Raw genomic sequence first — 25,731 nt, 5'->3', positions numbered from 1 at the left:
GGTCAGTCGGCCTTGCGCGCGTGCAGCACGGCTTGCGCCACCACGCCCACCACCACACCCCAGAAGGCCGAGCCCACGCCCGCTACGGTGATGCCGGAGAGGGTGACGAGAAAAGCCAGCAGCGCGGCGTCGCGGTGGCTGTCGTCCTTCATGGCCGAGGCCAAGCCGGCCGCGATGGTGCCTAGCAACGCGAGGCCTGCCACGGCCAGCACCAAGGCTTTGGGGAAGGCGGCCAAGAGGCTGACGATGGTGCCACCGGCCAGGCCGAGGACGATGTAGAGCACGCCTGCGGCTGCCGCGGCGGTGTAGCGGCGATCAGGGTCCGGATGGGCCTCTCGGCCCATGCAGATGGCCGCGGTGATGGCGGCCAGGTTGAGCGCATAGCCGCCAAAGGGCGCCAGCAGCAAGCTGGCCAGGCCCGTGGTGCCGACCACAGGTGACACGGGTGTGCTGTAGCCCGAGGCGCGCTGGGCCGCGACACCGGGCAGGTTCTGCGAGGCCATGGTCACCACGAACAAGGGCAAGGCCACGCTGACCATGGCGCCCAGGCTCCATTGCGGGTTGACCCACACTGGCGTGGCCCAGACCCAGCTCACGCTGCCCAGGTGGAGTTGCCCCAGTGCTGCGGCCACCGCCATGCCCACGGCCAACACGCCGGGCACGGCCCAGCGTGGCCACAGGCGCCGCCCCAGCAAAAAAGCGGCCGTCATGCTGAGCACCAGCACCGGCGCGGTGCTGACGGCCCCCACCGCATCCAGCGCAAAGCGAGCCAGCACCCCCGCCAACAAGGCGTTGGCCAGGGCGACCGGAATGCGCGACATCAGCCGCTCAAAAACACCGCTATAGCCCACCACCATGATGAGCAGCGCACAGACGATGAAGGCGCCGGTGGCCTCAGGCAGGGTGACGCCTTGGCTCACGGCCAGCACGGCTGCCCCCGGCGTGGACCAGGCCGTGAGCACGGGCTGGCGGTACCAGAGGCTCAGCCCCAAGCTGGTGAAGCCCATGCCCAGGCCCAAGGCCCACATCCAAGACGCTGTTTGCGCCGCGTTGGCCCCCAGCGCCTGAGCGGCTGCAAAGACGATAGCGGCTGAACTGGTGAAGCCCACCAGCACCGCCACAAAGCCGGCCACAGCGGCCGAGACGGACACGTCACGCCACAGACGCCCCATGGGCCATCCTCATCGTTGCGCCCACATCCCCACCTGCTCTGTGCCTCTGTGTCTCTGTGGCGGTATTCAGGTCCGGCTCAAATCTCAACCTTGGCCCCCAACTCCACGATGCGGTTGGAGGGCAAGTTCAAGAAGTCAGCCATGTCTGCAGCATTGCGGTGCATGCTGGCAAAGAGCTTTTCGCGCCACAGTGGCATGCCTTCGCCAAAGGTGGGGATCACGGTGTCTCGGCTGAGGAAGTAGCTGGTGTCCATGTCGTCCAGCGGCACACCGCGGCCCTTGAGCAACTGCAAGGCTTCGGGCACATCGGGGTCGTTCTTGAAGCCGAAGTTCAACGTGACCTGCCAGCAATCGTGGCCCAAAGAAGCGAGGCTGACACGCTCATCAAAGCCAATCCACGGCACTTCGTGGTGCTTGACGGTGACAAACAGGTTGTACTCGTGCAGCACCTTGTTGTGCTTGAGGTTGTGCATCAAAGCGTTGGGGGTCAGGCCTTCTTCGGCAACCAAAAAGACAGCCGTACCCGACACCCGCACCGGCGGGCTGATGAAGATGGCTTCGAGAAAGCCTTTGAGCTCAATGGCCTCGTCGCGCACGCGGTCGCGCATCAAGCGGCGGCCTTGCTTCCAGGTCAGCATCAGCAGGAACATGCCAATGCCCAGCACCAGCGGGAACCAGCCGCCCTTGAACAGCTTGAGCATGTTCGAGAGGAAGAAGGTGACATCAATGATCAAGAAAAATCCGGTGACGGCCAAGCACAGCCCCAAGGGATAGCGCCAGCCGTAGCGGATGACGAAGAAGGTCATCACGGTGGTGATGGTCATGTCCAGCGTCACGGCAATGCCGTAGGCCGAAGCCAGGTTGGAGGAGCTTTTGAACAGCGCCACGGCCAGCACAATGAAGACATACAGGCCCCAGTTGACGAAGGGCACATAGATCTGGCCGGTGTCTTTGACCGAGGTGTGGCGCACCGTCATGCGCGGCAAGATGCCCAACTGAATGGCCTGTTTGGTGACGGAGAAGGCGGCTGAGATCAGCGCCTGAGAGGCAATCACCGTGGCCGCCGTGGCCAAGAACACCAAGGGCAGTTGGGACCAGTCGGGGGCCATCAAGAAGAAGGGGTTTGCAACCGCCTCGGGATGCTTGAGCAGCATCGCGCCCTGGCCAAAATAGTTGATCACCAAGGCCGGCATGACCAGGCCGTACCAAGCGATGCGGATGGGCCGCTTGCCAAAGTGGCCCATGTCGGCATAAAGCGCCTCGCCCCCGGTGACACACAAGACCACTGCGCCCAGCGCGATGAAGGCCACCAAGGGTTGCTGCGCAAAAAAGCCTGCGGCATACGCCGGGTTGAGCGCCACCAGCACGGCCGGGTTGGCCAACACATGCGGAATGCCCAGGGCGATCAGCACAATGAACCACACCAGGGTGATGGGGCCGAAGAATTTGCCAATGCCGCCCGTGCCAAAGCGCTGCACGGCAAACAAGCCCGTCAGCACCAGCAAAGTGATGGGCAGCACAAAGGCATGCAGGGCGGGCTCGGCCACTTCTAAGCCCTCGACCGCTGAGAGGACGGAGATGGCCGGGGTGATGACGCCGTCGCCATAGAAGATGGCGGTGCCAAACAGGCCCACCACCATCAGCGTGCGGCGCAGTTGCGGCCGCTCTTTGACGGCCGTGGTGGCCAGGGCCAGCATGGCGATCAGGCCGCCTTCGCCGTTGTTGTCGGCCCGCAAAATGAGCAGCACGTACTTCAAGGAGACGATGATGGTCATCGTCCAGAAGATCAGGCTGAGCACCCCCAACACATTGTCGGCCGTGGCCGGCACATGGCCTGCATGGAAGACCTCCTTGAGGGCATACAGGGGGCTGGTACCGATGTCGCCATAGACGACACCCAGGGCAGCCAAGGTCAGGGTGGCCAACGCGCCCCCGGTGGGTGCGGCTTTTTCGGAAGGTTTCAAGGGACTGCTTCGACAATGCGAAGCCGGTATTGTGCGCCGCATCAAAATCTTGTCCACCCCCAGGGACTGCGCTTATGGCTGAGAATCGGGCTCTTTCCTGAGCACTGTGAACCCGAATGCCGGACAACGTTGCGCCATTGCCACCCTCCCCGCCCACCCAACCGCCGCTGGCTGCTCAGATGGCTTTGGAGCGCATTCAAGGCGTCACCTTGATAGGCTGGGCCTATGACCCTCAGGAACCCGGAAGGGAACGCCTAGAGGTGCGATGCGGTGCCACCGTCTTGGTGGCGAGAGTCCGGCGGACTTCGCGCATGGATGTCCGTGATGCCTTGGGCATTGCCACAGAGCACACGGGCTTTGAAGTGGACTTGCCCGTTGAGGTTTGGCCAGCCTTGGCCACAGGTCGCCGACTCCAAGTGCTGGTGAACAAGGCGGCGCTGCCGCATTCAACCTTGTATCCGACGGCCGCGGGCGTGCGGACATGGCTGAGCAGTTTGGAGGAGCAGCCAGGCTCCATTCGCGTCACCAATCAAATAGCGCTCGCACGCGCGCATCTGGCTGCGATCAGAGTTCATGAGGACAATCTGGCCTCGGTAGAGCAGGCCCGCAAGAACTTAGAGCAACAGGCTGAAAGAACCACTGTTCCGGCCTATGTGGAACGCTGGCAAGGCCTGTGCTTGATCGGTTGGGTGTCTGACAAACAAGGACAGCGTTGCACGCTACGCTTGCGCATCGGCGATCATGCCATCGCCCCTCCTGTGAAGCGCCACTCGCGACTCGATGTCGCTCAGGCGCTTGGGAGCGAAGAGGAGATGTTGGGTTTTGAGATTGAGGTTCCGGGCACCATTTGGACGGACCATCCGCTCAAGGAGCGACTCGACATTGAGGTCTTGGCTGACGATGTGGTTTGTGGCCCATCGCTAGCCCTGGAGCGTAGCCAGCTTGCCAGTAAGCTGGCTGAAGCTTTAGCGCTTCAGGAAGCCGCTCCCCGCGACTACCAAACGCTGTTGGCCATGGAGCATTTGGTGCGCGCCGACGCCATCGACACGCTCGACGACGGCCAACGTGAAGCCCTTCAAGCGGCCGCTGAGGCCGCAGGCTTCGCCCTGTGGCTTCGCCAGCGTGGCGTCATGGCGACCGTGCAGGCCAGTTCAGAGCGACAACCCGTCAGCATGGGCCCCCGAGGGCGCCTGGGGAAATGGTTGAGCCGCCCCGAACGCGCGGAGCGCTTGCTGAATTTCTTGCTCACCCTCAAGGGCAAACCTGGCTTGAACCGCGCGGCCGAGAACTTAGAGGTCAAGTTGACTCAAGCCTTGGGTCTGTTTGATCGCGCACTCTATGACGAGCAAATGCCGCCTCAGAACCGCCTGGGTACCAGCGCGCTTCGCCATTACGTTCGCCATGGGGATGGGCTGTCTCTTTCGCCCAATGCCCTGTTTGACGCGCGCTACTACACCGGCCAGTTGCCAGGCCGGCTTCACCCGGGCGTGAATCGCTTGTTGCATTACGGCCTTGTCGGCCGATTTCGGGGCTTGAACCCCTGCGCGTGGTTCCAGCCTCACCACTACATGTTGCGGAATCCAGATGTGGCAGAAACCCATCTCGAGCCTTGGGTTCACTACATGAATTGGGGTTGGCGCGAGGGACGCACACCGCACCCGGAAGTTTCAGGGGGCTTTGTCGCCTGCCCCCCTTTGCTGCAACGTTTGAGCCAGGCTCAGCAGGCTCGGCACCCCGACCCGCGGGTAGACGACCTGCTGCGCCGCCTGCCCGCCTCCGCCGGCGTCGAGGGCTTGCGTCTGCCCTGGATGCCCGTGCTCACCTTGGGTGGGCGCAACTACCTGGATGTGGAGCCGTGGCGCACGCTGAAGCCCCCCGTCTCGGGCCGGGGCGCCGTGAATGTCATCGTGCCGGTTTATGCCGGCGTGCAAGAAACACTGCGCTGCTTGTGGAGCGTGCTGGCCTCGCCGGTGGACACGCCGTTTGAGCTGCTCGTCATTGACGATTGCAGCCCTGACCCTGCGCTCAGCGCCATGCTGCGCGAACTGGCGGCGCTGAAGCTGATCCGCCTGGTGCGCAACCCAAGGAACCAAGGCTTTGTGGCCACGGTCAACCTGGGCATGTCGCTGCAGTGGGAATCCGACGTGGTGCTGCTGAACGCCGACACCCAGGTCTTCCCTGGCTGGCTGGACCGGCTGGTGGCCCATGCAGCAGCCCACCCTGAAGCGGCGTCCATCACGCCGCTGTCGAACAACGCCACCATTTGCAGCTACCCGCGCATGCCCCAGGGCCAAGAGGCCCCTTCGGACGCCGCCGACCTGGACCGCCTGGCTGCCCTGTCCAACCGCGGCCAAGCGGTGACTGCACCCACGGGTGTGGGCTTTTGCATGTGGATGCGCCGCAGCTGCATGGACGCCATCGGCCTGTTCGACACCGGTCGCTTTGGCCGTGGCTATGGCGAAGAGAACGACTGGTGCCAGCGCGCCCAAGCGGCAGGCTGGACACACCTGATCGCCACCGATGTCTATGTGGTGCACCAAGGGGCCGTGTCGTTCTCATCTGAGACGGCAGTGCGGGTGCGTGCCGCCATGGCCGTGCTGGCGGAGCGTTACCCCGACTATGGCCGCCAAGTCGACGACTGGATCGCCAGCGACCCATTGCGTGAAGGCCGCGCCCGCCTGGATGTGGCACGCCTGCGCGAGGTGGTGGGCCACAAAGTCGTGCTGATGATCAGCCACGGCCGCGGCGGCGGCACCGCACGGCACGAGCGCGAAGAGGCGCAGCGCCTGCGCATCCGCCACGGCTTGGGCACGCTGTGGCTGCGCCCGTCTCGCCGCCCGGGCCGCCTGGCCCTGACGCTGCCCGGCCAGAGCCCACTGCCCAACCTGGAGGCCCTCTCACCCGAACTGGACGGCGAGTTGGAGCGCTTGCTGGCCGCGTTTGAGCTGGCCGAGGTGCAACTGCATCATCTGGTGGACCTGCCCACCACGCTGCGCGACAGCTTGGGCGCGTGGTGCCAGAAGCTCAAGGTGCCGCTCGTGATGATGGTGCACGACTACCACCTCATTTGCCCGCGCATCACCTTGAGCGAGGCCACCGGCCTCTATTGCGGGGAGCCCGACGCCACGGGCTGTGCACGCTGCCTGCACCGCGACGGCTTGGACAAAACCGTGGGCGCCATTGGCGACTGGCGCGCGGCCAGCCTAGCCCTGATGCAGCAAGCCAAGCAGGTACGCGTGCCCGACATCGACGTGGCCCAGCGCTTGGCCCGGCATTACCCCACGCTGAAGATGATGCTCAAGCCGCACGAGACGCCACCGGCCGCACCGGCCGATACGTCCAACCCACCTGCGGTGCAGCACGTGTTGGTGATTGGCGGCCTGAACGAAGCCAAGGGCTTTGAAGTGCTGCGCCAAGCCGCCGCCAGCCCCGAGGCCCGCGCAGCGGGCCTGCGCTTCACGCTGCTGGGGCACTCCATGGACGACGCCTCACTGCGCCAAGCCGGTGTCACGGTATTGGGCCGCTATGAAGAAGCCACCCTGAACCAACGCATTGAAGACCAAAACCCCGACCTGATCTGGCTGCCCTCCATCTGGCCCGAGACCTACAGCTATGTGCTGACGGCAGCCATAGAGTCCGGCCGCCGCGTGGCCGCCTTCAAGATCGGCGCCCCCGCCCGCCGCCTGCGCGAATGGGACCCCAGCGGCCGCTGGTTCACCCTGCTGCCGCTGGAGCTGGCCCGCAACCCAGCGGGCGTAGTGAAGGGGTTGCAGGCGGTGCCGCCGCCGGTAGTGGCGGCTGCGGCTGCGGGGCCTTCGGCGGGTGGTGCGGCGGGATAGCGCTGTTGAGGCGGGTTCGGTCGGCCTGCTTTTGGTGGGGTGACTTTGCAGTGCTTGTGCGTGCGGTTTTGGGTGCGGTTGTGCGTTTGGCTTTGCGTGCTTAGGCCTGGTGCGTGCGCTGCCACAGGCCGCGGCCCGGGGCTCATGCATCGGCGGTCGGCTAAAGCCGACTTCCTGCGGTGCTCGGTCAAGGACGTGCGCCGTCAAACTCCCGCCGCTCCCGGGTTTTGCCCGGTCGCTGTGGTCAAACAGTGACGGCGAGTATGTTCTTGAAGCGCGTGAGTACACGCGCCACGCCCTTGCCCTGCGCGCCTTGGCGCCTCAGAAATCGCCCCGGGCCACGGCCTGCGTCAGCGCAGGTCCATCGCCATTGGCCTGCGGTGGGAGGCGCTGTTGGGGCTGCTGTCTCGGCTGCCAAAGAGACCGCGCTTGGTGAGGTTCAGTCGTACAAACGAGGCTTGCTTGCGGCCGAAGCTCGCAGACAAAATGCCCTCAAGGTAGAGTGCCGCCTTTGACGGCCGAATACGCTGAATGAAATTGCAGCAGACAGGGCGCAAGTTGTCGCCACGGCATGTCTTTTCAAACGCCAGCCTCTTGGCGTTGCAGAGACAGGTATTGTTGTTACGCAGCAGGTCTGTCGCCCCAGATCAAGGTTAGCCAACATGCAGGTCTCAAAGAAGGGGGAAGATGAGGTACGTGACATTTCCACCAAAGGAAAGGTCGTACTCGGCGCCGCTATTTGTGTCCTTGCAGTTGCCTATGCGGTTTTCGGTACCTTTGGCAGGTTTGAAGAATCTGACGTTACCTATGCCAAGGGGACGGTTGAACGGATTGAGAACGTCAAAGGTTGCGTTTGCTTCAAACTCCGAGAACACAATCTCATGTTTGGGTTCCGGACTGTGGGTGGGCGTGGAACCGATGTTCATGGCGCGTTGACGAATGCAGGTGCCGCCGAAGTCAACGTTGGATTCCGTAAAAGTAGTCCATTCACCGTTTTTGCTTTGCCGACTGAGAATCATCTGATCGTTGAGTTGGAGGTCGGCGGCAGTCAGGTGGTTGATCGAGATCGCGTGCGGAGTATCGACCGGTGGGAGCGTGGGGGTCTAGCAATGGGTGGGCTAGTCGCTTTGCTTTTTGCCGGGATGAATGCTTCAAGGCGTAGCAAGGTGGAGAGAGTTGGCTAAGCTGTCGTTCGAGCCGCCGTCCGCCGTCAAGCCTCTGTCCACTGCTTAACTCCACGGTCGGGCCACATGAAACGTCACTGCCATCCACCATTGCCGTGGAAGTTTCATTCAGGTGGTGGCAAATCACCTGAACAACTTGTCCAAGTGCATCTGCGTGGCCTTTCCCGAGAGCAACTTTCCGCCTACCTCAAGAGGCTCCTCACGCGAGAGAATCAGTGCCGACCTCGAAAGGGGAGAAAGGCCATAACTCCGCCTTGGCACGAGCACTTGCATCCACGCCTACGGCGAAAGCGCTTGGTGGTGGCAAATGCGCTGCATCGTCTTGGCCATCCCGTGAGCGCTAGGCTGCTGCGGTGGGCATTGCCAGACTGGCGCCACTGGCCTGGCACGCTTTACCTTGTCGGGTCATATGTGGATGAGGACCTGCGGAGTAAGCAGCATGATGCCCACCCAATCACTGGCGCTGACCTGCTTCAGCAGGCCGCCGCTCACGGCTCAAATTCAACATGACTCCAGAGGTGTGGATGGCCAATCCGCGAATCCATCATGGGGAGAAAGCAGATATGAAATCCTATGCAAGCATCGCGAGCCGAGTTGTACGCATCCTCAATCATCCCAACAGCGGCTGGTCACCGGCGGACCTCGACGATGACAACGCACTTGAGATTGAGTTTCGCTTTGAGATCACCGACGACGGCAGCAAAGGCTTCTTGCTGGTTCAGCAGTCTTCAGACGGGCGTTACGCCACAGACTCGTGGCACGAAGCGCTGGAAGGGGCACTGGCCTGCGCAGAAGACAGTTACGGCATCACCCCAGCGGAATGGGTGATGCCAAGCTCCAACTCCTAGCCCTATTCATGGGAGGCGCCTGAAAAGGCGTATGTGCGGCCACATCGAATGAATGTGTCTCCCACCGTCACAGAACACGCCGTGCCACCCCACCGACCGCCCTGGCGCAGGGTGGGGTGGGCCAGTACAGCATTCGCATCAACGACCAGTTCCGCCTCTGCTTCGTCTGGACTGCTGCAGGGCCTGAAGAAGTTGAGATTGTTGACTATCACTGAGAGAGGTCACATGGGGCAGGTTCTGAACAATATGCGCCCGGTTCATCCGGGTGAGGTCTTGCGTGAAGACTATCTTGCGCCGCTGGGCATGAGTGTGAATGCCTTGGCCATGGCGCTGGGTGTCCCCGCCACGCGCATACATGAAATCGTCAAGGAGCGACGGGCCGTCACCGCTGATACCGCCGCAAGGCTTGCGCGCTTCTTCGGTGGCGATGCCGCGTCCTGGCTGGTCCTGCAGGCGAACTACGACCTCAAGACGCTGCCCACGCTCAAGGACATTGAGCGCAAGGTGCAGGCTCGGGAAAGCCAAGCGGCATAGCGTCGCCGCAGCCCCAGGGCACCATGACCGCGTTGGCTCGAGCATGGCGAACACACCCATCTGCGGTAGTGTGGTCCGAATCTGTGCGCGGTTTTGATTGCTTTGGTTGATGCGGGGGCGCGCATTTTGGCGGGCGGGACGTGCACCGCCACAGGCCGTTGCCCAGGGCTCATACATCGGCGGTTGGCAAAGCCAACTGCCGTCGGTGCTCGGTCAGGCGCGTGCGCCGTCAAACTCCCTCTGCTCGCCTGCGGCTGGCTATGGTCAAACAGTGACGGTAAGGAAAGCACGCGTGCTTGCTGGTGTACGGTTCGCGCAAGCAAGGCTTGCAGTCGGGCCGAACTCGTCGTCAAAATGCACTTAAAGGACGATGCCGCTTTTGACGGCGAGATACACCGCATGAAGATACAGAAGACAGATCGCAAGTCATTGCCACCGAAAGTTTTTCCGATCACCAGACCCTTGGCATTGCGCGGACAGGCATTGTTGTTACGCAGCAGCTCTGTCGCCTCAGATCACGGTTTGTCCTATTTCGCACTCCGACGATGAAGTCCGATCACACAAATGAACCGCGCATTCCAGAGCGCAAGCGCAGCGCCCTTCGACTGATCTCCAATTTGGCTTGGCTTCTCGGAGTAGGTTCTATATTGGCTCCAAGCCTGCTTGACCTCTCTGCCTCAGGTAGGGATACCGCAAACGTCCTTTTCGGGATTGCCTTCTTCGTCTTCTTTCTCTGCGTGATAGCCGGATTCGTTCGCGCGGCCGAACATTACCGTAGTCGTGGGAAGGCCGATTTGTCCGCACAGCAGAAGCAACCGGACGAAGGCGCATGAAGATTGTGCAACCCACGCAGGGGATTAACCTTTCATTGCAACCGACCCTCGCCAGCTACGCTGGCCCGTCGGCTGAACTCCAACGTTTGGCCTCGTATTCATGACCAGCAAGACACCTAAGCGAAAAGCCCGCCCGGGCGTTGATGGCTACGGAAGATCTCCGCTTCATTACGCCGCGGCCGATGGCGAGCTCAAGAAATGCAAGGAGCTATTGACGGCAGGCGCTGATCCGAACACTCAAGACGACAACGGCAGGACGCCGTTGCATTTCGCCGCTCAGGCGAATGCTGCGGAGGTGGCTGCAGCTCTTATCGAAGCAGGAGCCGTATTGGATTCCACAGATGCCTATGGCAACACGCCGCTATCAACCGCAGTGTTTAACTCTCTCGGCAAAGGCGATCTCATTGCGGCGCTAAGAATGGCTGGCGCCGATCCACATGCCAAGAATAATCATGGGGTTTCGCCGCTCAGCCTAGCGCGCACGATCACCAACTTCGATGTCGCTCAACATTTCGATGATCTGCCCTAGAGCGCCGAGGCCCCTCAAAGTGTTCCACGCGAAGTCCTCGCTTCGCGAGGCCTCGCCTGAACGCCAGCGCTAAAACACATGCCCGAGACTTTCATCGCCGATATTCATCTTCTGCCTGTGGAGCGTGGCGGACGCGTCGGACCTTTGATATCAGGCGAATGGCGAACCGTCCTCAGTATCAACAATGAGCATTGGTCTGCTCGATTGCTGTTTGATGCAGTCCCTGCGCCGGGTGATTCCTTTCAAGCGACAGTCCAGTTGCTGGTTCCAGAAGCTAGGCAACACTTTCCCGTCGGCGCCGAATTCACGGTATGGGAGGGCGGCACAAAGGGAGTGGGTCATGTTTTGCGTTTTGCGCTTTAACTTTTTGGTTAAGCATACTTGCAGGCGCTGCGCTGGATGAATTGATGAAATCAAGGTTGAGTTGCCCGTGAGACTTCCTGCTACACCGCCGCCATGGTCGGGTGCTTGCCTTTGTGGGCAGGTGCAGTTTGAACTTACGGCGCTGCCCATCACGTTCTATGCGTGTCACTGCACTGATTGCCAACGTCGAACAGGGGGCGCAATGCGCCTCGTGATGTGGGTCGAGCTTTCGGCACTCCGACTGACACGGGGTCACGCAAAGCTCATCACATTTCAAATTTCGGAGCACAAACAGAGGCGTGCCATGGCTTGTGCCGAGTGCGACACAAGGCTCTGGGCCTTACCGACCGATAGGCCAAGCATGGCTGGCCTGTTCCCTGGCACATTGCACAAGGCGCGAGAGTTCGAACCCGTCGCGCACCTATGGACAAGGAGTGCCCCTTCATGGGTTCAGATTCCTCCTGGCGCCACCATCTACGAGACTCAACCAAGTCAGCTGGGTGAATTGGCTAGGCTCTGGCAAGAAGCCATTCAAGATCATGCGTTCGACATTGAAGCAGACCCGTCCGCCTAACCGGTCAACTGCGGCAATTCACCATCATCCACTCACCTCTAGCGTTGTGAGTCATTGAATGTCGCAGGTCATTGCCCTACTGGCTGACCAGGACGCTGACCGGGCGAGCCCCACCGTCACAGGACACGCCGTGCCACCCCACCAACCGCCCTGGCGCGGGGTGGGCCCCAGGGCGATTTGAGAGGCGCTGAGGCGCGCAGGGCGAGGGCGTGGCGCGCGTACTCGCGCGCTTCAAGAACATACTCGCCGTCATTGTTTGACCATAGCGAGCCGCAGGCGAGCGGAGGGAGTTTGACGGCGCACGCGCTTGCCCGAGCACCGAAGGGAGTCGGCTTTAGCCGACCGCCTCTCGCATGAGCCCTGGGGCCTACCCCGCGCCAGGGCTAGGTAGTCCTCCACCGGTCAGTCCACAAACCGTCAAGCCAGCATCAGAGCCGGCCAAGCAACTCACCGAAGAACCAGCATCGCTCAAGCGCAAAGCGCTCAGCAACCTCCTCAATGCCCCCCCGCCAACAGCGTGGCATTCCCCCCCGCTGCCGCCGTGTTGATGGTGACGGTTTGCTCGGCGCAGAAGCGATAGAGGTAGTGCGGGCCGCCGGCCTTGGGGCCGGTGCCGGAGAGGCCTTCGCCGCCGAAGGGTTGGACGCCGACGACGGCGCCGATCATGTTGCGGTTGACATAGACGTTACCGATGCGGGCCTGATGGGCCAGGCGGGCGGCGCGGCTGTCGATGCGGGTTTGGATGCCGAAGGTCAGGCCGTAGCCCAGGGCGTTGATCTCGCGCACCACGGCGTCCACATCGCCGCTCCAGCGCACCACGTGCAGCACCGGGCCAAAAATCTCTTGGCGCAGGTCGCTGATGCGGGGCAGCTCAAAGGCGATGGGGGCGACCAAGCGCGGCACGGCAGCCGCAGAGGCCGCAGGCACCACCGTTTCGCCCAGCAGCTTGGCCTCGCGGCGCAGGCGCTCGACGTGGCGGCTGATGCCGGTGAAGGCTTCGTCGTCGATGACCGGGCCGACATCGGTGGCCAAGAGGGCGGGGTCGCCCACGCTCAGCTCGGCCATGGCGCCCTTGATCATCTCGATCACGCCGTCTGCAATGCCCTCGTGCACGCACAACAAACGCAGCGCAGAGCAGCGCTGGCCGGCCGAGCGGAAGGCGCTTTGCACCACGGCGTCGACCACTTGCTCGGGCAGGGCTGTGCTGTCCACCAGCATGGCGTTCAAGCCGCCGGTTTCGGCAATCAGCGGCACGATGGGGCCATCTTTTTGGGCCAGGGCACGGTTGATCAAACGGGCCACTTGGGTGGAGCCGGTGAAGCACACGCCGGCGGTGCGGGCGTCGGCGACCAGGCCTGCGCCCACGGTTTCACCGGGGCCGTGCAGCAAGATCAAAGCGTCGTCAGGCACACCGGCCTCGCGCAGCAACTCGACCATGCGCTGGGCCACGGCCGGGGTTTGCTCGGCGGGCTTGGCGGCCACGGTGTTGCCCGTCACCAAAGCAGCCACCACCTGGCCCGCAAAAATGGCCAGCGGGAAGTTCCAGGGGCTGATGCACACAAACACGCCGCGGCCATGCAGGCGCAGGGTGTTGCTCTCGCCGGTGGGGCCGGGCAAAGTTTGCTCGGCCAGGCGTTGCTCGGCTTGATCGGCGTAGTAGCGGCAGAAGTCCACCGCCTCGCGCACCTCGGCCACGCAGTCGCCCAAGGTTTTGTGGGCCTCTTTGACCAGCAGGCCGCAGAACTCGGCCAGGCGGGCGTCCAGCAAGTCACCGGCTTTGCGGATGATCGCGGCGCGCTCGGCCAAGGGGCGGGTGCTCCAGGTGTCAAAGCCGCTTTGCAGCGTGGCCATGGCCAGCTCAATTTGGGCGGTACTGGCCTCGGGCACAGGCGGTATGCGGGTGTTGGCAATGGCTTCGTCCAAGGGGCGGCGCTGTACCAAGCAGGTCAAATCAGCCCCCGTGGAATTGCGGCGGCCCGCGCCATAGAGCGCATGCGGCAGCGGGAAGGCCTCGATGTGCTCGCCCGTGGCGCAGGCCTCCAGCGGTGAGCCCAGCAGGGCTTCGGTGGGCACTTGCTCGTCGGCCAGTTGGTGCACAAACGAGGAGTTCGCGCCGTTTTCCAGGAGGCGGCGCACCAAGTAGGCCAGCAGGTCGCGGTGCTCACCCACCGGGGCGTAGACACGGCAGGCCATCTGGCCGTCGGCCAGCACTTCGCGGTAGATGCCGTCGCCCATGCCGTGCAGGCGCTGCATTTCGTAGTCTTGGTCGGGCTCGGCCCCGGCCTGGGCCGCCATGCGGGTCAGCGCCGAGATGGTGCCGGCGTTGTGCGTCGCAAACTGCGGGTAGATGACCTTGCGGTGGCCCAGCAGCGCCTGGGCGCAAGCCAAGTAAGACACATCGGTGTGCGGCTTGTGGGTGTAGACGGGGTAACCGGCCAGGCCCTGCTCTTGGGCACGCTTGATCTCGCCGTCCCAGTAAGCGCCCTTGACCAGGCGCACCATGAAGCGCAGGCCGTGGTCACGGGCGATGCGAGCCACTTCGTCCACCACGGCAAGAGCGCGGGTCTGGTAGGCCTGCACCGCCAAGCCAAAGCCGCGCCAGTGCGGGTAAGTGCGGCTGATGCGGGCGGCCAGGGCTTCAAACACCTCCAGAGACAGCTCCAGGCGGTCGACTTCTTCGGCGTCGATGGTGAGGTTGAGGTTGGCGGTGGCGGCTTGCTCGATCAGGCTCCACACGCGGGGCAGCAGCTCGGCAAACACGCGCTCGCGCTGGGCGTCTTCATAGCGCGAGAACAAGGCCGAGAGCTTGATGGAGATGCCGTCGGCGCTCTCTGGGCCTCGGGTTTGGGTGCCTTGGGCCACCGCAATCGTCTTGATGGCATTGGCATAAGAGGCCAGGTAGCGGCGGGCGTCGTCTTCGGTGCGGGCACCTTCGCCCAGCATGTCATAGGAGAAACGCAGATTGGCGAGGGCTTTGCGCTGGCTGGCGGCCTCACTCATGGCCTCGCCAATGGTGCGGCCCAGCACAAACTGGCGGCCCAGCAATTGAATGGCTCTCACTGTGGCGGCCACCACGGTGCGGGCGCCCAGGCGCTTGAGCAAGCCCGCTTCTTCTTCGGCACCGGGCAGGAATTTCTTGGACATGGCAATGGCGCTGGCCGACAGGCCGGCCCAGACCCCACCGTCGGTCTGGTCAAAGTCGGCACGGCCGAGTTGGTCGGCGGTCAGGGCCACGGCGGTTTCCACGTCAGGCACGCGCAGCAGGGCCTCGGCCAAACGCATCAGGGCCAAGCCCTCGGCGCTGGAGATGGGGTACTCCTTGAGCAAGGACTCCATGGCCCAAAAGGGCGCCGGCTTCTCGCGCACGGCACGGATCCAGGGGCGGGCGTGCTCGATCACCGCCGCCCATTCCGTCACCGCGCCGAGCCGGGCTCGCGCAGCGGCCAGGGCCTGGGCCTCGGGCAGGTAAGCGAAGGGCAAGCGCTGGTGCGCCGCAGGCACGGGGAAAGAGGCTGGAACGGTCTGAGTGGGGGTGTTCATGGCAGTAGAAAACCTGACTGGTGGGAATTGCAGCTTAAAGCCACAATTACTGAAAAAGATTCGGAGTTTTATGGCCTTGACGGAGTTTTCCCCGGTATGAAAGTGCCTTTAGACCTTTCAGATGCAGAACGCGGGCTCGACAAAATCGACTTGCGCATCCTGCGCGTCCTGCAAAAGGATGGCCGCATCAGCAACCTGAAGCTGGCGGAGGAGGTGCATCTCTCACCCACAGCCGTGCTGGAGCGTGTCAAGCGCCTGACCCGGGAGAATTACATCCTGGGCTATGAGGCCAAGCTCAACCCCAATAAATTGGGTGCGGGGCTGATGGTGTTCGTGGAAGTGTTGCTCGACCGCACGGTGCACGATGTGATGGACAGCTTTCGCGCGGCGGTGCAGGTGCGCCCCGAGATCTTGGAATGCCACTTGGTGGCCGGGGGTTTTGATTACCTGCTCAAAACCCGCGTCTCCGACATGGGTGCCTATCGCTCTTTTGTGGGGGATGTGATCTGGTCGCTGCCCGGCGTGCGAGAGACCCGCACCTATGCGGTGATGGAAGAGGTGAAGAACACCACCGCCCTGAGTCTGGGGGCCTGAGCCCCCCCAAACGGATGAGGTAGTTTCCCGCTCCCCCGCCCGACCCCCTCTGGGGTGATGGGCGCCACGCCCGCAGCTCGCGATGATTCGGTCAGGCCCTCAATGAAGCAGTAGAGCGCCAAACCCTTAGACCGAGGAGACCGCTGTGCTGCACCCCACCCCCTTGTCCTCCGCCCCCGCCCTGCCGCCTGCACTGCAAGCCGCCTTCTTGGCTGGTGAGTTGGATGACAAAGACTTCATGCCCGTGGCCTGGCCTCAGCTGTTGCAGGGCATGGCCTGGCTGACTGAGCCGACGCTGGAATTCATGCAAGGGGTGTTTGTGTCGGAAATGGCGTCGGAGCCTACACCGGTTTGAGCGGGCGGCTGCCAAAGATGGCGGTGCCCACCCGCACCAGGGTGGCGCCTTCCAGCACCGCCGCTTCGAGGTCATGGCTCATGCCCATAGACAGCGTGTCCAGCACCAAACCAGTCGCCCGCAGCTGGGCGAACAGCGCAGCCAAGGCCCGGTGCGGCTCGCGCTGGGCGGCCAGGCCTTCGGCCGGTGCAGGAACCGCCATCAGGCCGCGCAGTTGCAGCCGGGGCAAGGCCGCCACGGCCTGCGCTACAGCCGGCACTTCAGCGGCAGTCAGCCCACTTTTGCTCAACTCACCACTGATATTGACCTGCAAGCAAACTTGCAAGGGCGGCAGGTGGGCGGGCCGCTGCTCGCTCAAGCGCTGCGCGATCTTGAGCCTGTCGACCGAGTGAACCCAGTCAAACTGCTCGGCCACCACCCGCGTCTTGTTGGATTGCAGCGGGCCGATCAAATGCCAACTCAAGTGCGGCCGTAAGTCGGCCAGCGCCGCCATCTTGTCCACCGCCTCTTGTACATAGTTTTCACCGAAAGCCCGCTGGCCCGCGGCATAGGCTTGGCGCACCGCTTCAGGCGGGCAGGTCTTGCTCACGGCCAACACAGTGACATCCTTGGCAGCTCGTTGCGCTTGCTCACAGGCACGCTGCAATCGAAGGCTCAAGTCTTGGAGGTTCTCGGCGATACTGAACATGATGGTGGGAGGATAAACCAGGGGCTGACTTGGCTCTCGGTCTTCCGTGCAGCCATTTTCTTGAGCCACTTTTTTGCGGGCATTCGCATCCATGGATATCACCCAACTGCTGGCCTTTTCTGTCAAGAACAAGGCGTCTGACCTTCACCTGTCTGCCGGTTTGCCACCCATGATCCGAGTGCACGGCGATGTGCGCCGCATCAATGTCGACCCGCTGTCGCACAAAGAAGTGCACGCGATGGTCTACGACATCATGAACGACAGCCAGCGCAAGCACTATGAAGACACGCTGGAGTGCGACTTCAGCTTTGAGGTGCAAGGGCTGGCGCGCTTCCGGGTGAATGCGTATCACCAGAACCGTGGTGCGGGTGCCGTTTTCCGGACCATTCCGTCCAAGATTCAAAGCCTGACCCAACTGAACTGCCCACCGGTGTTTGCGGACCTGTCCCTCAAGCCGCGCGGTTTGGTGCTGGTCACGGGGCCCACCGGTTCGGGCAAGTCGACCACGCTGGCCGCCATGGTGGACCACCTCAATGAGAGCCACTACGGCCACATCTTGACGCTGGAAGACCCGATTGAATTCGTGCACGAGTCCAAAAAATGCCTGGTCAACCAGCGCGAAGTGGGCCCGCACACCCTGAGCTTCTCCAACGCCCTGCGCGCTGCCCTGCGTGAAGACCCAGACGCCATTCTTGTGGGTGAGTTGCGCGACCTAGAGACCATCCGCCTGGCCCTGACCGCCGCAGAAACCGGCCACTTGGTGTTTGGCACGCTGCACACCTCGTCCGCCGCCAAAACCATTGACCGTATCGTCGACGTGTTCCCGGCCGCTGAAAAAGACATGGTGCGCGCCATGTTGTCGGAATCTCTGGTGGCCGTGATCTCGCAGTCGCTGTGCAAGACCAAGGACGGCAACGGCCGTGTGGCAGCCCATGAAATCATGTTGGGCACGCCCGCCATTCGCAATCTGATCCGTGAAAACAAGGTGGCGCAGATGTACTCCGCCATCCAAACTGGCCAGAGCATGGGCATGCAAACCCTGGATCAGGCCTTGGCCGATCTGGTGCGCCGCAATATCATCGCCGCCGCCGAGGCTCGCACGCGGGCCAAGTCGCCGGAAATGTTCCCCGGCTAAATCTTCCCTCAGCATGTGGCAATTCATTTCCCGCCTGTGGAGCAGCAAGCCCGCAAAGCCCGTGTTCCAGCTCAGTACCTCTGCGGACTCGGGCTATTACGCCACCCAGTTCGTCGACCACCAAGCCACTGACACCCGGCTGTTTGTGCGCTGGAGCCACCGTGCGCCAGACCTGCAAGCCTCGCCGGTGGCGCAAGCCACGGGCACGCAGTTGATGGTGCGCCTGCTGGTGCAAGACCCGGCCATGCTCAGTCTGGGCGTGGAATGGCTGCATGCAGTGGGCAATTACTTTGATTACGCCCGCGTCGACGCTGGCAAGCGCTTGTTCGCCCAAGACGAGCAAGGCGATTTCATCTTGCTGGTGCTCGAAGGCAGCGTGGCCGAAGACCGGCTGCAACCCTCGGGCCAAAAGGTACGCCTGGGCGAGATGCGTGCCGGCGATGTGCTGGGCGAGTTCTCCATGTTGGACGGCGGCACGCGCCTGGGCACTTGTGTGGCCCTGACGCCGGTGACGGTGGGCGTGCTGTCCAGCCACAGCCTGAGCCGCTTATTGGCCGAAGAGCCTCGTCTAGGTGCCGAGTTAGCGCTCTGGCTGGGCAAACGCTTGTCGCTGCGCCTGCGGCAAATCAGCGCCCGCTTGTCGGTGCAATTGGTTCGTGCAGACACGCACTGAGCCCTGAAGGGAATTTTCATGGAACGCGATCAGGCCTCAAAATTTGTCAGCGACCTGCTGCGCCTGCTGGTCACCCGCAACGGCTCAGACTTGTTTTTGACAGCGGACTTCCCGCCCGCCATCAAGGTGGACGGCAAGGTCACCAAGGTGTCGCCGCAGCCGCTTTCCGGCGCCCACACCGTGGCCCTGGCTCGCGCCCTGATGAACGACCGCCAGGCGGCCGACTTTGAGCGCACCAAGGAATGCAACTTCGCCATCTCGCCCCAAGGCATTGGCCGCTTCCGCGTCAGTGCCTTCATGCAGCAAGGCCATGTGGGCTTGGTGCTGCGGACCATTCCCTCGCAACTGCCCACCATTGATGACCTGGGCCTACCCAAGATCCTGAAGGATGTGGCCATGACCAAGCGTGGTTTGGTCATCATCGTGGGGGCGACGGGTTCGGGCAAAAGCACCTCGCTGGCTGCCATGGTGGACTGGCGCAACGAGAACGCCTTTGACCACATCATCACCGTCGAAGACCCGGTGGAGTTTGTGCACCCGCACAAAAACTGCGTGGTGACGCAACGAGAAATCGGTGTGGATACGGACGACTGGCAGATCGCCCTGAAGAACTCGCTGCGCCAAGCGCCGGATGTGATCTTGATGGGCGAAATCCGGGATCGCGAGACCATGGAGTTGGCCATCAACTTCGCCGAGACCGGCCACCTGTGCATGGCCACCTTGCACGCCAACAGCGCCAACCAGGCGCTGGACCGCATCATCAACTTCTTCCCCGATGACCGCCGCGCGCAGATGTTGATGGACTTGTCCCTCAACCTCAAGGGCATGATCTCGCAGCGCCTGCTGCCACGCCAAGAGGGCAAGGGCCGGATCGCGGCGGTAGAGATCATGCTCAACACGCCTTTGATGTCTGACCTGGTCTTCAAGGGCGAAGTCTCTGAGATCAAAGACCTGATGAAGCGCTCCCGCGAGCAGGGCATGCAGACTTTTGACCAGTCGCTGTTCGACCTCTACGAAGCCCATGCCGTGGCTTACGAAGACGTGCTGCGCAATGCCGACTCCGTCAACGACTTGCGGCTGAACATCAAGCTCAACAGCAAGCGCGCCCGCGTGACCGACTTGGCCGCAGGCACCGAACACCTCACCATCGTTTGAGTCCTCCTCATGTCTGAAGCTGTTGTCGCCCCCCAGGCCTTGGCGTTTTTAGGTCTGGGCGTGATGGGTGGCCCCATGGCCGGCCATTTGCGCAAAGCCGGCCATGCCGTCACCGTCTACAACCGCACCGCCGCCAAAGCCCAGGCCTGGGTGGCCGAGCATGGCGGCCGGGCAGCGGCCACCCCGCGTGAAGCCGCCCAAGGCGCGGCCATGGTGTTTGCCTGCGTGGGCAATGACGACGACCTGCGCTCGGTGGTCTTGGGAGATGACGGCGCCTTTGCCGGCATGGCGCCCGGCAGCGTGTTCGTCGACCACACCACAGCGTCCGCCGAAGTGGCGCGCGAGCTGGCCCAGGCCGCCCGCGCGCGCGGCCTGTGGTTTGTGGATGCGCCCGTCTCAGGCGGCCAGGCCGGTGCCGTCAACGGCGTGCTGACCGTGATGTGCGGCGGCGAGGCCAGTGCCTTTGAAGCCATGCGCCCGGTGGCCATGGCCTACTCACGCGCTGTCACGCTCTTGGGCCCTTCAGGCGCAGGCCAGTTGGCCAAGATGGTGAATCAGATCTGCATTGCCTCGCTGGTGCAAGGCTTGGCCGAAGGCATTGCCTTTGGGCAAAAGGCCGGCCTGGACATGAAGGCCGTGCTGGACGTGATCGGCAAGGGTGCCGCGCAAAGCTGGCAGTTGGAGAACCGTGGCAAGACCATGGTGGACGACCAGTTTGAGTTTGGCTTTGCGGTGGACTGGATGCGCAAAGACTTAGGGCTGGTGCTGGAAGAGGCACGCCGCAATGGCGCCACCTTGCCAGCCACCGCCATGGTGGACCAGTTCTATGCCGACGTACAGGCCATGGGCGGCCGACGCTGGGACACCTCCAGCCTGATCAAGCGCTTGCGCTAAGCTTTACGCTGGCCCGGCGCCTTGCGCGGGCTCAGCGCAGGTTGCTTACTGGGCGGGCTGTACGGGCTTGGCCTTGGGCTCGGGTTGCATGGCCTTGAGCTCAGCCTCGCTGAGGATCTCAAACACCCGCACCACTTTTTGAACCCCTGAGACCCCGCGCGCCACTTCGGCAGCACGGGCGGCTTCGCGTTCAGTGACACGGCCCATCAGGTAGATGATGCCGCGCTCGCCCACCACCTTGATGCTATTGGCTTGCAGGTCTTTGGCGTCCACAAAGCTGGCTTTGACTTTGCTGGCGATGATGGTGTCGTTGGTGCGCGAAGTCAGCGAGCTGAGTCCCGCCACGGCGGCCTCATTGACCACGGTCTTGACGTTTTCAACGGCCTGAATGGTGCTTTCAGCGAGTTGCCTGTCGGTCTCATTGGCCACTTCTCCCGTGATCAGTGCGATACGGTTATAGCTGGTGACGTTGAGGTGAGCGCGGTCTCCCAAGGCTGCCCTCAAGCGACTTTCGCCCTTGAGTTCAATGGCTTGGTCTTCGACTTGGGCGCCTGAGGTACGACGATCCGTGACCATCAAGGCACCACTGACGGCAGCACCGCCCAGCAGCAAAGGCGCACAAGCGCTCAAGAGAGCCGCGCTGGCCAGAGCAGCGCAAATCAGGGTGGGGCGAAACAGCATGGAAAATCCTTATTCTGTGAATGACTCAAGCGCCTTCGTTGGCGCCCAGCAGTTGAATGTCAATGGCGTCGCACAAGGCATGCAGCGCCAGCAGATGCAGCTCTTGAACCCGTGCGCGGCGCTCGTGCGGCACGGCGATCCAGACATCGGTGTCGCGCAGCAGCGAGGGCCAATGCCCCCCCATGCCGCCACTGAGCATGACCACGCCCATGTCTTTGGCATGGGCCTGCGCCATCAGCTCGGCGGTCAGTGGGTCTTCATCTTGCGGGCACAGGGCCACCAGCAAATCGCCCGGGTGACCCAGGGCTGCCAGTTGCGCCAAGGCCTCGGTGTTGAGGGTTGCCAGCGGCACGGCGGCCAGGGCAGGCCGGTCGCGCTCAAAGCCTTGCAGCAAGCGGGCGCTGAAGGCCTGCGCCAACTCCGGGCCGCCGTGAGCATGGACGAGCAGCTTGCCGCCGCTGGTCAGGCAGGTGGTGATGATCTGCGCGGCTTCAGCGATGGGCCGCGAGAGGTGTTCGGCGACCTGATACATCAGGTCAGCCGATTCGAAGAAGTGTTGTTGGATTCGCTGTTCAAGCATGTTCATGATCATAAGTGGCGCAGCCGCCCGGAAAAGTTCCTGCGCGCCTCGATTCAAGCCCGTCAAGCGGCATCAAAGGCGGCTTTGAGCCAGTGAACCTGCTCGCCCTCCACGGCCACCACGTCAAAGCGACAAGGCGGCAGTTGAGGCAGACGGCTGAGGTAGCACTGCGCGGCAAAAATGAGTTTGGCCTGCTTGCTGTGCGTGACGCTGGCGGCCGCGCCACCATGGCTGGCACTGCGCCGTGCGCGTACCTCGACAAACACCAAGGTGCCGTCGCGATCGCGCATGATGAGGTCGATTTCACCCGCTCTGCGCGAGGGCCCCCGGGCCACCCGATAATTGCGCTCGATCAGCGTCAGCCCGTGGCGGCGCAAGACCTCCAGCGCTCGGGCCTCGGCTTGGGCCCCTGTTTCGCCCCTCACTCCGACATTCGGCGCAGGCTGTTGCGCTGGTTTTTGTCCGCTTGCTGTGACCATCACGTCCTCCTCGTCTTCGTCCTCGTCGCTTGTGTCTGTGGCTGCCAGTGTGGCGGGCGGGCAGCAACACCCGCCCAGCACGCTCTATATGGTGGCCACGCCCATCGGCAATTTGGCGGACTTCAGCCTGCGTGCCATTCATGTGCTGGCGCTGTGCGATGCCGTGGCTTGCGAGGATACGCGTGTCAGCGCGGGCCTGCTGCGACATTTGGGGCTGCACAAACCGCTGATCGCCCTGCACGACCACAACGAGCATGAGGCCTCGGCCAAGGTACTGGCGCGCTTGCAGGCCGGAGAGCGTGTGGCGTATGTCAGTGATGCGGGGACGCCCGGTGTGTCGGACCCGGGCGCCATCTTGGTGTCCCAAGTGCGCGCCGCTGGGCTGCGCGTCATACCGCTGCCCGGGGCCAGCAGCGTGGTCACCGCCTTGAGCGTGGCCGGCGATGCCGGCGCGCCCTTGGGCCATGTGTTTGCAGGCTTTTTGCCACCCAAGGGCCAAGAGCGAGCCAGTGCCCTGGCTGCTGCGGCCGCCGAGACGCGCAGCACTGTGCTGTTTGAAGCGCCGCACCGCATTGAGGCCTTGTTCAGCGGCTTGGCCAGCACCTGCCCCAAGCGCCTTGTCACCGTCTGCCGGGAACTGACCAAGCAGTTCGAGCAGATCTGCACCCTGCCGGCCGCCGAACTGCCAAGCTGGCTGGCCGCCGATACCCAACGTGGCCGTGGTGAGTTTGCATTGGTGCTACATGCGCAGATGGAGGCGGCCGACGATGAAGGCAGCATCCCTGAAGCGGCGGAGCGTGCTCTGCAGACTCTGGTGCCCTTGCTGCCACTGAAGCAGGCGGTTAGTTTGGTCGCCGATTTGTGCGGCGCGCCGCGCAATGCGCTCTATGCCCGCGCGCTGGCCCTGCGACAAGCGGCGGACGATGAAGACGCGGCGGACGAGTGATCTGACCTGATCCGGCTTCAATGGCAGGAGTTCAAGCCTTATTGCTTGGGCACGCCGCCATCCACCGGGGGCTTGGCCTTTTGCTCGTCATGACGCTGGCGATGAATGTCTTTGCTGGCCTTGTCCTGCATGCGGTCGATGCGAGCACGTTCTTTGTCCGTCACTTGGCCATCCGCCTCGGCGCGCTTCTGGGCACGGTCGATGGCGCGTTGCTCCTTCTTCAATCGCTTAGCTTCATGTTGGCTGATTTCACCGCTCGCGACGCCTTTGTCAATGCGCTTGTCTTGGTACTTTTCGCGGGCGTCCATGTTCGGGGCTTTGGAGGCGGCGCCGGCGACAGGCGGCACCACCGGTGCTGTCGTGCCTTGGGCAAAGGTGCTGGCAGCGGCCAAGGCCAAACTGAGAGCGGTCAAAGTGGTGCGAATGTTCATGTCAACTCCTGAGGTGGGTTTAGATGTGTTCGCGGCCCTGTTAACCGCGACGCCTTGATTCAACGACAGCAGCGACGCCTTTGACGACTTCCTCTCTGCAAAGACACGTAAATCCCTGCTCCCCAAGAGGATGAGTGGCCTCCTACAATCAGCCGATGATCTCTCGCGACCCCACCCTTGAGCGCTTGGCCCAGGCCCAGCAATTGTTGCTTGACCCTTACGGTCTGAACGAGGCCAGCCTAGCGCGGGCTTTAGCCACCATTGGCGAGCACAAGGTCGATGACGCCGACCTTTACTTTCAGTACACCCGCCACGAAGGCTGGAGCCTGGAAGAAGGCATCGTCAAGAGCGGTAGCTTCTCCATCGACCAAGGCGTGGGTGTGCGGGCTGTGGCCGGTGAGAAGACCGCCTTTGCCTACTCCGACGATTTGTCTGACGCCGCGCTGCTGGACGCCGCCCGCACGGTGCGCAGCATTGCGGCCGCGGGCCAAAGCCGACGCGTCAAGGTCGGCACGCCCACCAAGCTGGCGCGCAGCCGCACGCTGTATGCGCCCATGGACCCGATTGCCTCGCTGGACAGCACCCAAAAAGTGGCCCTGCTGGAGAAGATCGAACAAATGGCCCGCGCCCGCGATCCGCGCATCGTGCAGGTCATGGCCGGTGTAGCCGCCGAGTACGACGTAGTGCTGGTGGCGCATGCCGACGGCACCCGCGCCGCTGATGTGCGCCCGCTGGTGCGCCTGTCGCTGACGGTGATTGCCGAGCAGAACGGCCGCCGCGAGGTGGGCTCCGGCGGCGGTGGTGGCCGCTTTGGCCTGGGTTACTTCCAGCAAGCGCAACTCGAACAGTACGTGGACCAAGCCGTCAACGCAGCCCTGACCAACCTGGAAAGCCGCCCCGTGCCCGCTGGTGAAATGACGGTGGTGTTAGGACCGGGCTGGCCCGGTGTGATGCTGCACGAGGCCGTGGGCCACGGCCTGGAAGGCGACTTCAACCGCAAGGGCTCGTCCACCTTCGCCGGCCGCATTGGCCAGCGCGTGGCCGCCAAGGGCGTGACGGTGCTAGACGACGGCACCATGGCCGACCGCCGTGGCTCATTGAATGTGGACGACGAAGGCAACCCGACCCAGCGCAATGTGCTGATCGAAGACGGCATCTTGCGCGGCTATATGCAAGACAGCATGAACGCCCGCCTGATGGGCGTAAAGCCCACCGGCAACGGCCGCCGCGAAAGCTATGCCCATGTGCCCATGCCTCGCATGACCAACACCTATATGCTGCCTGGCGACAAGAGCCCTGAGGAGATCGTCGCCAGCATCAAGCGCGGCCTCTATGCCACCAATTTCGGGGGCGGGCAGGTCGACATCACCAGCGGCAAGTTTGTGTTCTCGGCCTCGGAAGCCTTCTGGGTCGAGAACGGCAAGATCCTCTATCCCGTCAAGGGTGCCACCTTGATCGGCAACGGCCCCGAAGCCATGGGCCGCGTCAGCATGATCGGCAACGACCTGCAACTCGACAGCGGTGTGGGCACCTGCGGCAAAGACGGCCAAAGCGTGCCGGTTGGCGTGGGCCAGCCGACGCTGCGCATTGAGAGGTTGACGGTGGGGGGGACGGCTTAGCAGGCTGCTGAAAAACCGCCTTGATCATGCAGCTTTGGCGCCCGACTTAAAGTCTGAGTTGAGTGCGTTTCGTGATGCGGGAAATCGAGCCCGAATTTCATCGATTTAGTGCGGTTTTCAT

Annotated in this window: 24 protein-coding genes; 16 read left to right on the top strand and 8 right to left on the bottom strand. The window is 63.0% G+C overall.

The window, feature by feature from the left end; translation table 11 throughout:
• Positions 1 to 2 precede the first annotated feature (2 nt).
• Together ACIQ3Q_RS13620 and ACIQ3Q_RS13615 are read right to left on the bottom strand one after the other, a co-directional pair.
• On the bottom strand, positions 3 to 1,172 hold the full coding sequence (locus tag ACIQ3Q_RS13620) for a benzoate/H(+) symporter BenE family transporter (RefSeq protein ID WP_396269652.1): 1,170 nt from the start codon (positions 1,170 to 1,172) through the stop codon (positions 3 to 5).
• A gap of 77 nt (positions 1,173 to 1,249) precedes the next feature.
• Entirely contained in the window at positions 1,250 to 3,178 is a 1,929-nt protein-coding gene (locus tag ACIQ3Q_RS13615) for a potassium transporter Kup (RefSeq protein WP_396269679.1), read from the bottom strand.
• 269 nt (positions 3,179 to 3,447) lie between these two features.
• Here ACIQ3Q_RS13615 and ACIQ3Q_RS13610 point away from each other — a divergent pair, with 269 nt between their 5' ends.
• The 8 genes from ACIQ3Q_RS13610 (at position 3,448) to ACIQ3Q_RS13575 (ending at position 11,840) form a co-directional block, all read left to right on the top strand.
• A complete protein-coding gene (locus tag ACIQ3Q_RS13610) occupies positions 3,448 to 6,975 on the top strand; it encodes a glycosyltransferase (protein WP_396269651.1) in 3,528 nt (1,175 codons plus the stop codon).
• A 662-nt stretch (positions 6,976 to 7,637) separates the two neighbouring features.
• The gene (locus ACIQ3Q_RS13605; protein WP_396269650.1) at positions 7,638 to 8,159 is read left to right on the top strand and encodes a hypothetical protein; all 522 of its coding nucleotides are present in this window, start codon (positions 7,638 to 7,640) and stop codon (positions 8,157 to 8,159) included.
• Positions 8,160 to 8,722: 563 nt separating this feature from the next.
• Positions 8,723 to 9,007 (top strand): hypothetical protein, encoded by a 285-nt coding sequence (locus ACIQ3Q_RS13600; protein WP_396269649.1) that lies wholly within the window; start codon positions 8,723 to 8,725, stop codon positions 9,005 to 9,007.
• Between the two features lie 225 nt (positions 9,008 to 9,232).
• Positions 9,233 to 9,541 (top strand): HigA family addiction module antitoxin, encoded by a 309-nt coding sequence (locus tag ACIQ3Q_RS13595; RefSeq protein WP_396269648.1) that lies wholly within the window; start codon positions 9,233 to 9,235, stop codon positions 9,539 to 9,541.
• 545 nt (positions 9,542 to 10,086) lie between these two features.
• A complete protein-coding gene (locus tag ACIQ3Q_RS13590; protein ID WP_396269646.1) occupies positions 10,087 to 10,374 on the top strand; it encodes a hypothetical protein in 288 nt (95 codons plus the stop codon).
• A gap of 100 nt (positions 10,375 to 10,474) precedes the next feature.
• Positions 10,475 to 10,903: an ankyrin repeat domain-containing protein gene (locus ACIQ3Q_RS13585; protein ID WP_396269645.1), complete on the top strand. Its 429-nt coding sequence runs from the start codon at positions 10,475 to 10,477 to the stop codon at positions 10,901 to 10,903.
• 78 nt (positions 10,904 to 10,981) lie between these two features.
• Positions 10,982 to 11,266 (top strand): hypothetical protein, encoded by a 285-nt coding sequence (locus tag ACIQ3Q_RS13580; protein ID WP_396269644.1) that lies wholly within the window; start codon positions 10,982 to 10,984, stop codon positions 11,264 to 11,266.
• Between the two features lie 67 nt (positions 11,267 to 11,333).
• The gene (locus ACIQ3Q_RS13575) at positions 11,334 to 11,840 is read left to right on the top strand and encodes a GFA family protein (RefSeq protein WP_396269643.1); all 507 of its coding nucleotides are present in this window, start codon (positions 11,334 to 11,336) and stop codon (positions 11,838 to 11,840) included.
• A gap of 495 nt (positions 11,841 to 12,335) precedes the next feature.
• Here the strand turns inward: ACIQ3Q_RS13575 and ACIQ3Q_RS13570 are convergent, their stop codons facing one another.
• The gene (locus ACIQ3Q_RS13570; RefSeq protein WP_396269642.1) at positions 12,336 to 15,380 is read right to left on the bottom strand and encodes an L-glutamate gamma-semialdehyde dehydrogenase; all 3,045 of its coding nucleotides are present in this window, start codon (positions 15,378 to 15,380) and stop codon (positions 12,336 to 12,338) included.
• Between the two features lie 96 nt (positions 15,381 to 15,476).
• Between ACIQ3Q_RS13570 and ACIQ3Q_RS13565 the strand changes: the two genes are divergently transcribed.
• Together ACIQ3Q_RS13565 and ACIQ3Q_RS13560 are read left to right on the top strand one after the other, a co-directional pair.
• Positions 15,477 to 15,974 carry an Lrp/AsnC ligand binding domain-containing protein gene (locus ACIQ3Q_RS13565; protein WP_396269641.1) on the top strand — a complete coding sequence of 166 codons (498 nt, stop codon included), beginning with the start codon at positions 15,477 to 15,479 and terminating at the stop codon, positions 15,972 to 15,974.
• A gap of 145 nt (positions 15,975 to 16,119) precedes the next feature.
• Complete coding sequence (locus ACIQ3Q_RS13560) at positions 16,120 to 16,329, top strand: hypothetical protein (RefSeq protein ID WP_396269640.1); 210 nt, start codon at positions 16,120 to 16,122, stop codon at positions 16,327 to 16,329.
• Here ACIQ3Q_RS13560 and ACIQ3Q_RS13555 read toward each other — a convergent pair.
• On the bottom strand, positions 16,316 to 17,017 hold the full coding sequence (locus tag ACIQ3Q_RS13555; protein ID WP_396269639.1) for a YggS family pyridoxal phosphate-dependent enzyme: 702 nt from the start codon (positions 17,015 to 17,017) through the stop codon (positions 16,316 to 16,318). The two genes, ACIQ3Q_RS13560 and ACIQ3Q_RS13555, sit on opposite strands and share 14 nt — an antisense overlap.
• A 91-nt stretch (positions 17,018 to 17,108) precedes the next feature.
• On the opposite strand from ACIQ3Q_RS13555, the gene ACIQ3Q_RS13550 reads away from it, so the two are divergent.
• The 4 genes from ACIQ3Q_RS13550 to ACIQ3Q_RS13535 are packed head-to-tail and all read left to right on the top strand — an operon-like array spanning position 17,109 to position 20,874.
• Positions 17,109 to 18,152: a type IV pilus twitching motility protein PilT gene (locus ACIQ3Q_RS13550; RefSeq protein WP_396269638.1), complete on the top strand. Its 1,044-nt coding sequence runs from the start codon at positions 17,109 to 17,111 to the stop codon at positions 18,150 to 18,152.
• 13 nt (positions 18,153 to 18,165) lie between these two features.
• A complete protein-coding gene (locus ACIQ3Q_RS13545) occupies positions 18,166 to 18,825 on the top strand; it encodes a cyclic nucleotide-binding domain-containing protein (protein ID WP_396269637.1) in 660 nt (219 codons plus the stop codon).
• Between the two features lie 18 nt (positions 18,826 to 18,843).
• A complete protein-coding gene (locus tag ACIQ3Q_RS13540; RefSeq protein ID WP_396269636.1) occupies positions 18,844 to 19,980 on the top strand; it encodes a PilT/PilU family type 4a pilus ATPase in 1,137 nt (378 codons plus the stop codon).
• 9 nt (positions 19,981 to 19,989) lie between these two features.
• On the top strand, positions 19,990 to 20,874 hold the full coding sequence (locus ACIQ3Q_RS13535; RefSeq protein WP_396269635.1) for an NAD(P)-dependent oxidoreductase: 885 nt from the start codon (positions 19,990 to 19,992) through the stop codon (positions 20,872 to 20,874).
• Positions 20,875 to 20,919: 45 nt separating this feature from the next.
• On the opposite strand, the gene ACIQ3Q_RS13530 is transcribed toward ACIQ3Q_RS13535, so the two are convergent.
• The 3 genes from ACIQ3Q_RS13530 to ACIQ3Q_RS13520 all read right to left on the bottom strand — a co-directional run bounded on the left by ACIQ3Q_RS13530 (position 20,920) and on the right by ACIQ3Q_RS13520 (position 22,614).
• Positions 20,920 to 21,555, bottom strand: coding sequence for a BON domain-containing protein (locus tag ACIQ3Q_RS13530; RefSeq protein ID WP_396269634.1), 636 nt, complete (start codon positions 21,553 to 21,555; stop codon positions 20,920 to 20,922).
• Positions 21,556 to 21,580: 25 nt separating this feature from the next.
• Complete coding sequence (locus tag ACIQ3Q_RS13525) at positions 21,581 to 22,135, bottom strand: SIS domain-containing protein (protein WP_396269633.1); 555 nt, start codon at positions 22,133 to 22,135, stop codon at positions 21,581 to 21,583.
• 62 nt (positions 22,136 to 22,197) lie between these two features.
• Positions 22,198 to 22,614, bottom strand: a complete 417-nt coding sequence (locus tag ACIQ3Q_RS13520) for a YraN family protein (protein WP_396269632.1) — start codon at positions 22,612 to 22,614, stop codon at positions 22,198 to 22,200.
• Between the two features lie 31 nt (positions 22,615 to 22,645).
• Between ACIQ3Q_RS13520 and rsmI the strand changes: the two genes are divergently transcribed.
• The gene (gene rsmI, locus ACIQ3Q_RS13515; RefSeq protein WP_396269631.1) at positions 22,646 to 23,560 is read left to right on the top strand and encodes a 16S rRNA (cytidine(1402)-2'-O)-methyltransferase; all 915 of its coding nucleotides are present in this window, start codon (positions 22,646 to 22,648) and stop codon (positions 23,558 to 23,560) included.
• Positions 23,561 to 23,598: 38 nt separating this feature from the next.
• Here rsmI and ACIQ3Q_RS13510 read toward each other — a convergent pair whose 3' ends face one another.
• Positions 23,599 to 23,991, bottom strand: a complete 393-nt coding sequence (locus ACIQ3Q_RS13510; protein ID WP_396269630.1) for a hypothetical protein — start codon at positions 23,989 to 23,991, stop codon at positions 23,599 to 23,601.
• Positions 23,992 to 24,146: 155 nt separating this feature from the next.
• On the opposite strand from ACIQ3Q_RS13510, the gene tldD reads away from it, so the two are divergent.
• Positions 24,147 to 25,610 carry a metalloprotease TldD gene (gene tldD / locus ACIQ3Q_RS13505; RefSeq protein ID WP_396269628.1) on the top strand — a complete coding sequence of 488 codons (1,464 nt, stop codon included), beginning with the start codon at positions 24,147 to 24,149 and terminating at the stop codon, positions 25,608 to 25,610.
• Positions 25,611 to 25,731: the final 121 nt, after the last annotated feature.

This window comes from Ideonella sp. (assembly GCF_044358605.1).
Classification (GTDB): domain Bacteria; phylum Pseudomonadota; class Gammaproteobacteria; order Burkholderiales; family Burkholderiaceae_C; genus Ideonella.
This window is presented reverse-complemented; position numbering and strand designations above follow the sequence as displayed.

Coding starts and splice junctions, on each gene's coding strand:
- ACIQ3Q_RS13620 (WP_396269652.1), bottom strand. CDS start 1,172: ATGGGGCGTCTGTGGCGTGACGTGTCCGTCTCGGCCGCTGTGGCCGGC.
- ACIQ3Q_RS13615 (WP_396269679.1), bottom strand. CDS start 3,178: ATGCGGCGCACAATACCGGCTTCGCATTGTCGAAGCAGTCCCTTGAAA.
- ACIQ3Q_RS13610 (WP_396269651.1), top strand. CDS start 3,448: ATGGATGTCCGTGATGCCTTGGGCATTGCCACAGAGCACACGGGCTTT.
- ACIQ3Q_RS13605 (WP_396269650.1), top strand. CDS start 7,638: ATGCAGGTCTCAAAGAAGGGGGAAGATGAGGTACGTGACATTTCCACC.
- ACIQ3Q_RS13600 (WP_396269649.1), top strand. CDS start 8,723: ATGAAATCCTATGCAAGCATCGCGAGCCGAGTTGTACGCATCCTCAAT.
- ACIQ3Q_RS13595 (WP_396269648.1), top strand. CDS start 9,233: ATGGGGCAGGTTCTGAACAATATGCGCCCGGTTCATCCGGGTGAGGTC.
- ACIQ3Q_RS13590 (WP_396269646.1), top strand. CDS start 10,087: ATGAAGTCCGATCACACAAATGAACCGCGCATTCCAGAGCGCAAGCGC.
- ACIQ3Q_RS13585 (WP_396269645.1), top strand. CDS start 10,475: ATGACCAGCAAGACACCTAAGCGAAAAGCCCGCCCGGGCGTTGATGGC.
- ACIQ3Q_RS13580 (WP_396269644.1), top strand. CDS start 10,982: ATGCCCGAGACTTTCATCGCCGATATTCATCTTCTGCCTGTGGAGCGT.
- ACIQ3Q_RS13570 (WP_396269642.1), bottom strand. CDS start 15,380: ATGAACACCCCCACTCAGACCGTTCCAGCCTCTTTCCCCGTGCCTGCG.
- ACIQ3Q_RS13565 (WP_396269641.1), top strand. CDS start 15,477: ATGAAAGTGCCTTTAGACCTTTCAGATGCAGAACGCGGGCTCGACAAA.
- ACIQ3Q_RS13555 (WP_396269639.1), bottom strand. CDS start 17,017: ATGTTCAGTATCGCCGAGAACCTCCAAGACTTGAGCCTTCGATTGCAG.
- ACIQ3Q_RS13550 (WP_396269638.1), top strand. CDS start 17,109: ATGGATATCACCCAACTGCTGGCCTTTTCTGTCAAGAACAAGGCGTCT.
- ACIQ3Q_RS13545 (WP_396269637.1), top strand. CDS start 18,166: ATGTGGCAATTCATTTCCCGCCTGTGGAGCAGCAAGCCCGCAAAGCCC.
- ACIQ3Q_RS13540 (WP_396269636.1), top strand. CDS start 18,844: ATGGAACGCGATCAGGCCTCAAAATTTGTCAGCGACCTGCTGCGCCTG.
- ACIQ3Q_RS13535 (WP_396269635.1), top strand. CDS start 19,990: ATGTCTGAAGCTGTTGTCGCCCCCCAGGCCTTGGCGTTTTTAGGTCTG.
- ACIQ3Q_RS13530 (WP_396269634.1), bottom strand. CDS start 21,555: ATGCTGTTTCGCCCCACCCTGATTTGCGCTGCTCTGGCCAGCGCGGCT.
- ACIQ3Q_RS13525 (WP_396269633.1), bottom strand. CDS start 22,135: ATGCTTGAACAGCGAATCCAACAACACTTCTTCGAATCGGCTGACCTG.
- ACIQ3Q_RS13520 (WP_396269632.1), bottom strand. CDS start 22,614: ATGGTCACAGCAAGCGGACAAAAACCAGCGCAACAGCCTGCGCCGAAT.
- ACIQ3Q_RS13510 (WP_396269630.1), bottom strand. CDS start 23,991: ATGAACATTCGCACCACTTTGACCGCTCTCAGTTTGGCCTTGGCCGCT.
- tldD (WP_396269628.1), top strand. CDS start 24,147: ATGATCTCTCGCGACCCCACCCTTGAGCGCTTGGCCCAGGCCCAGCAA.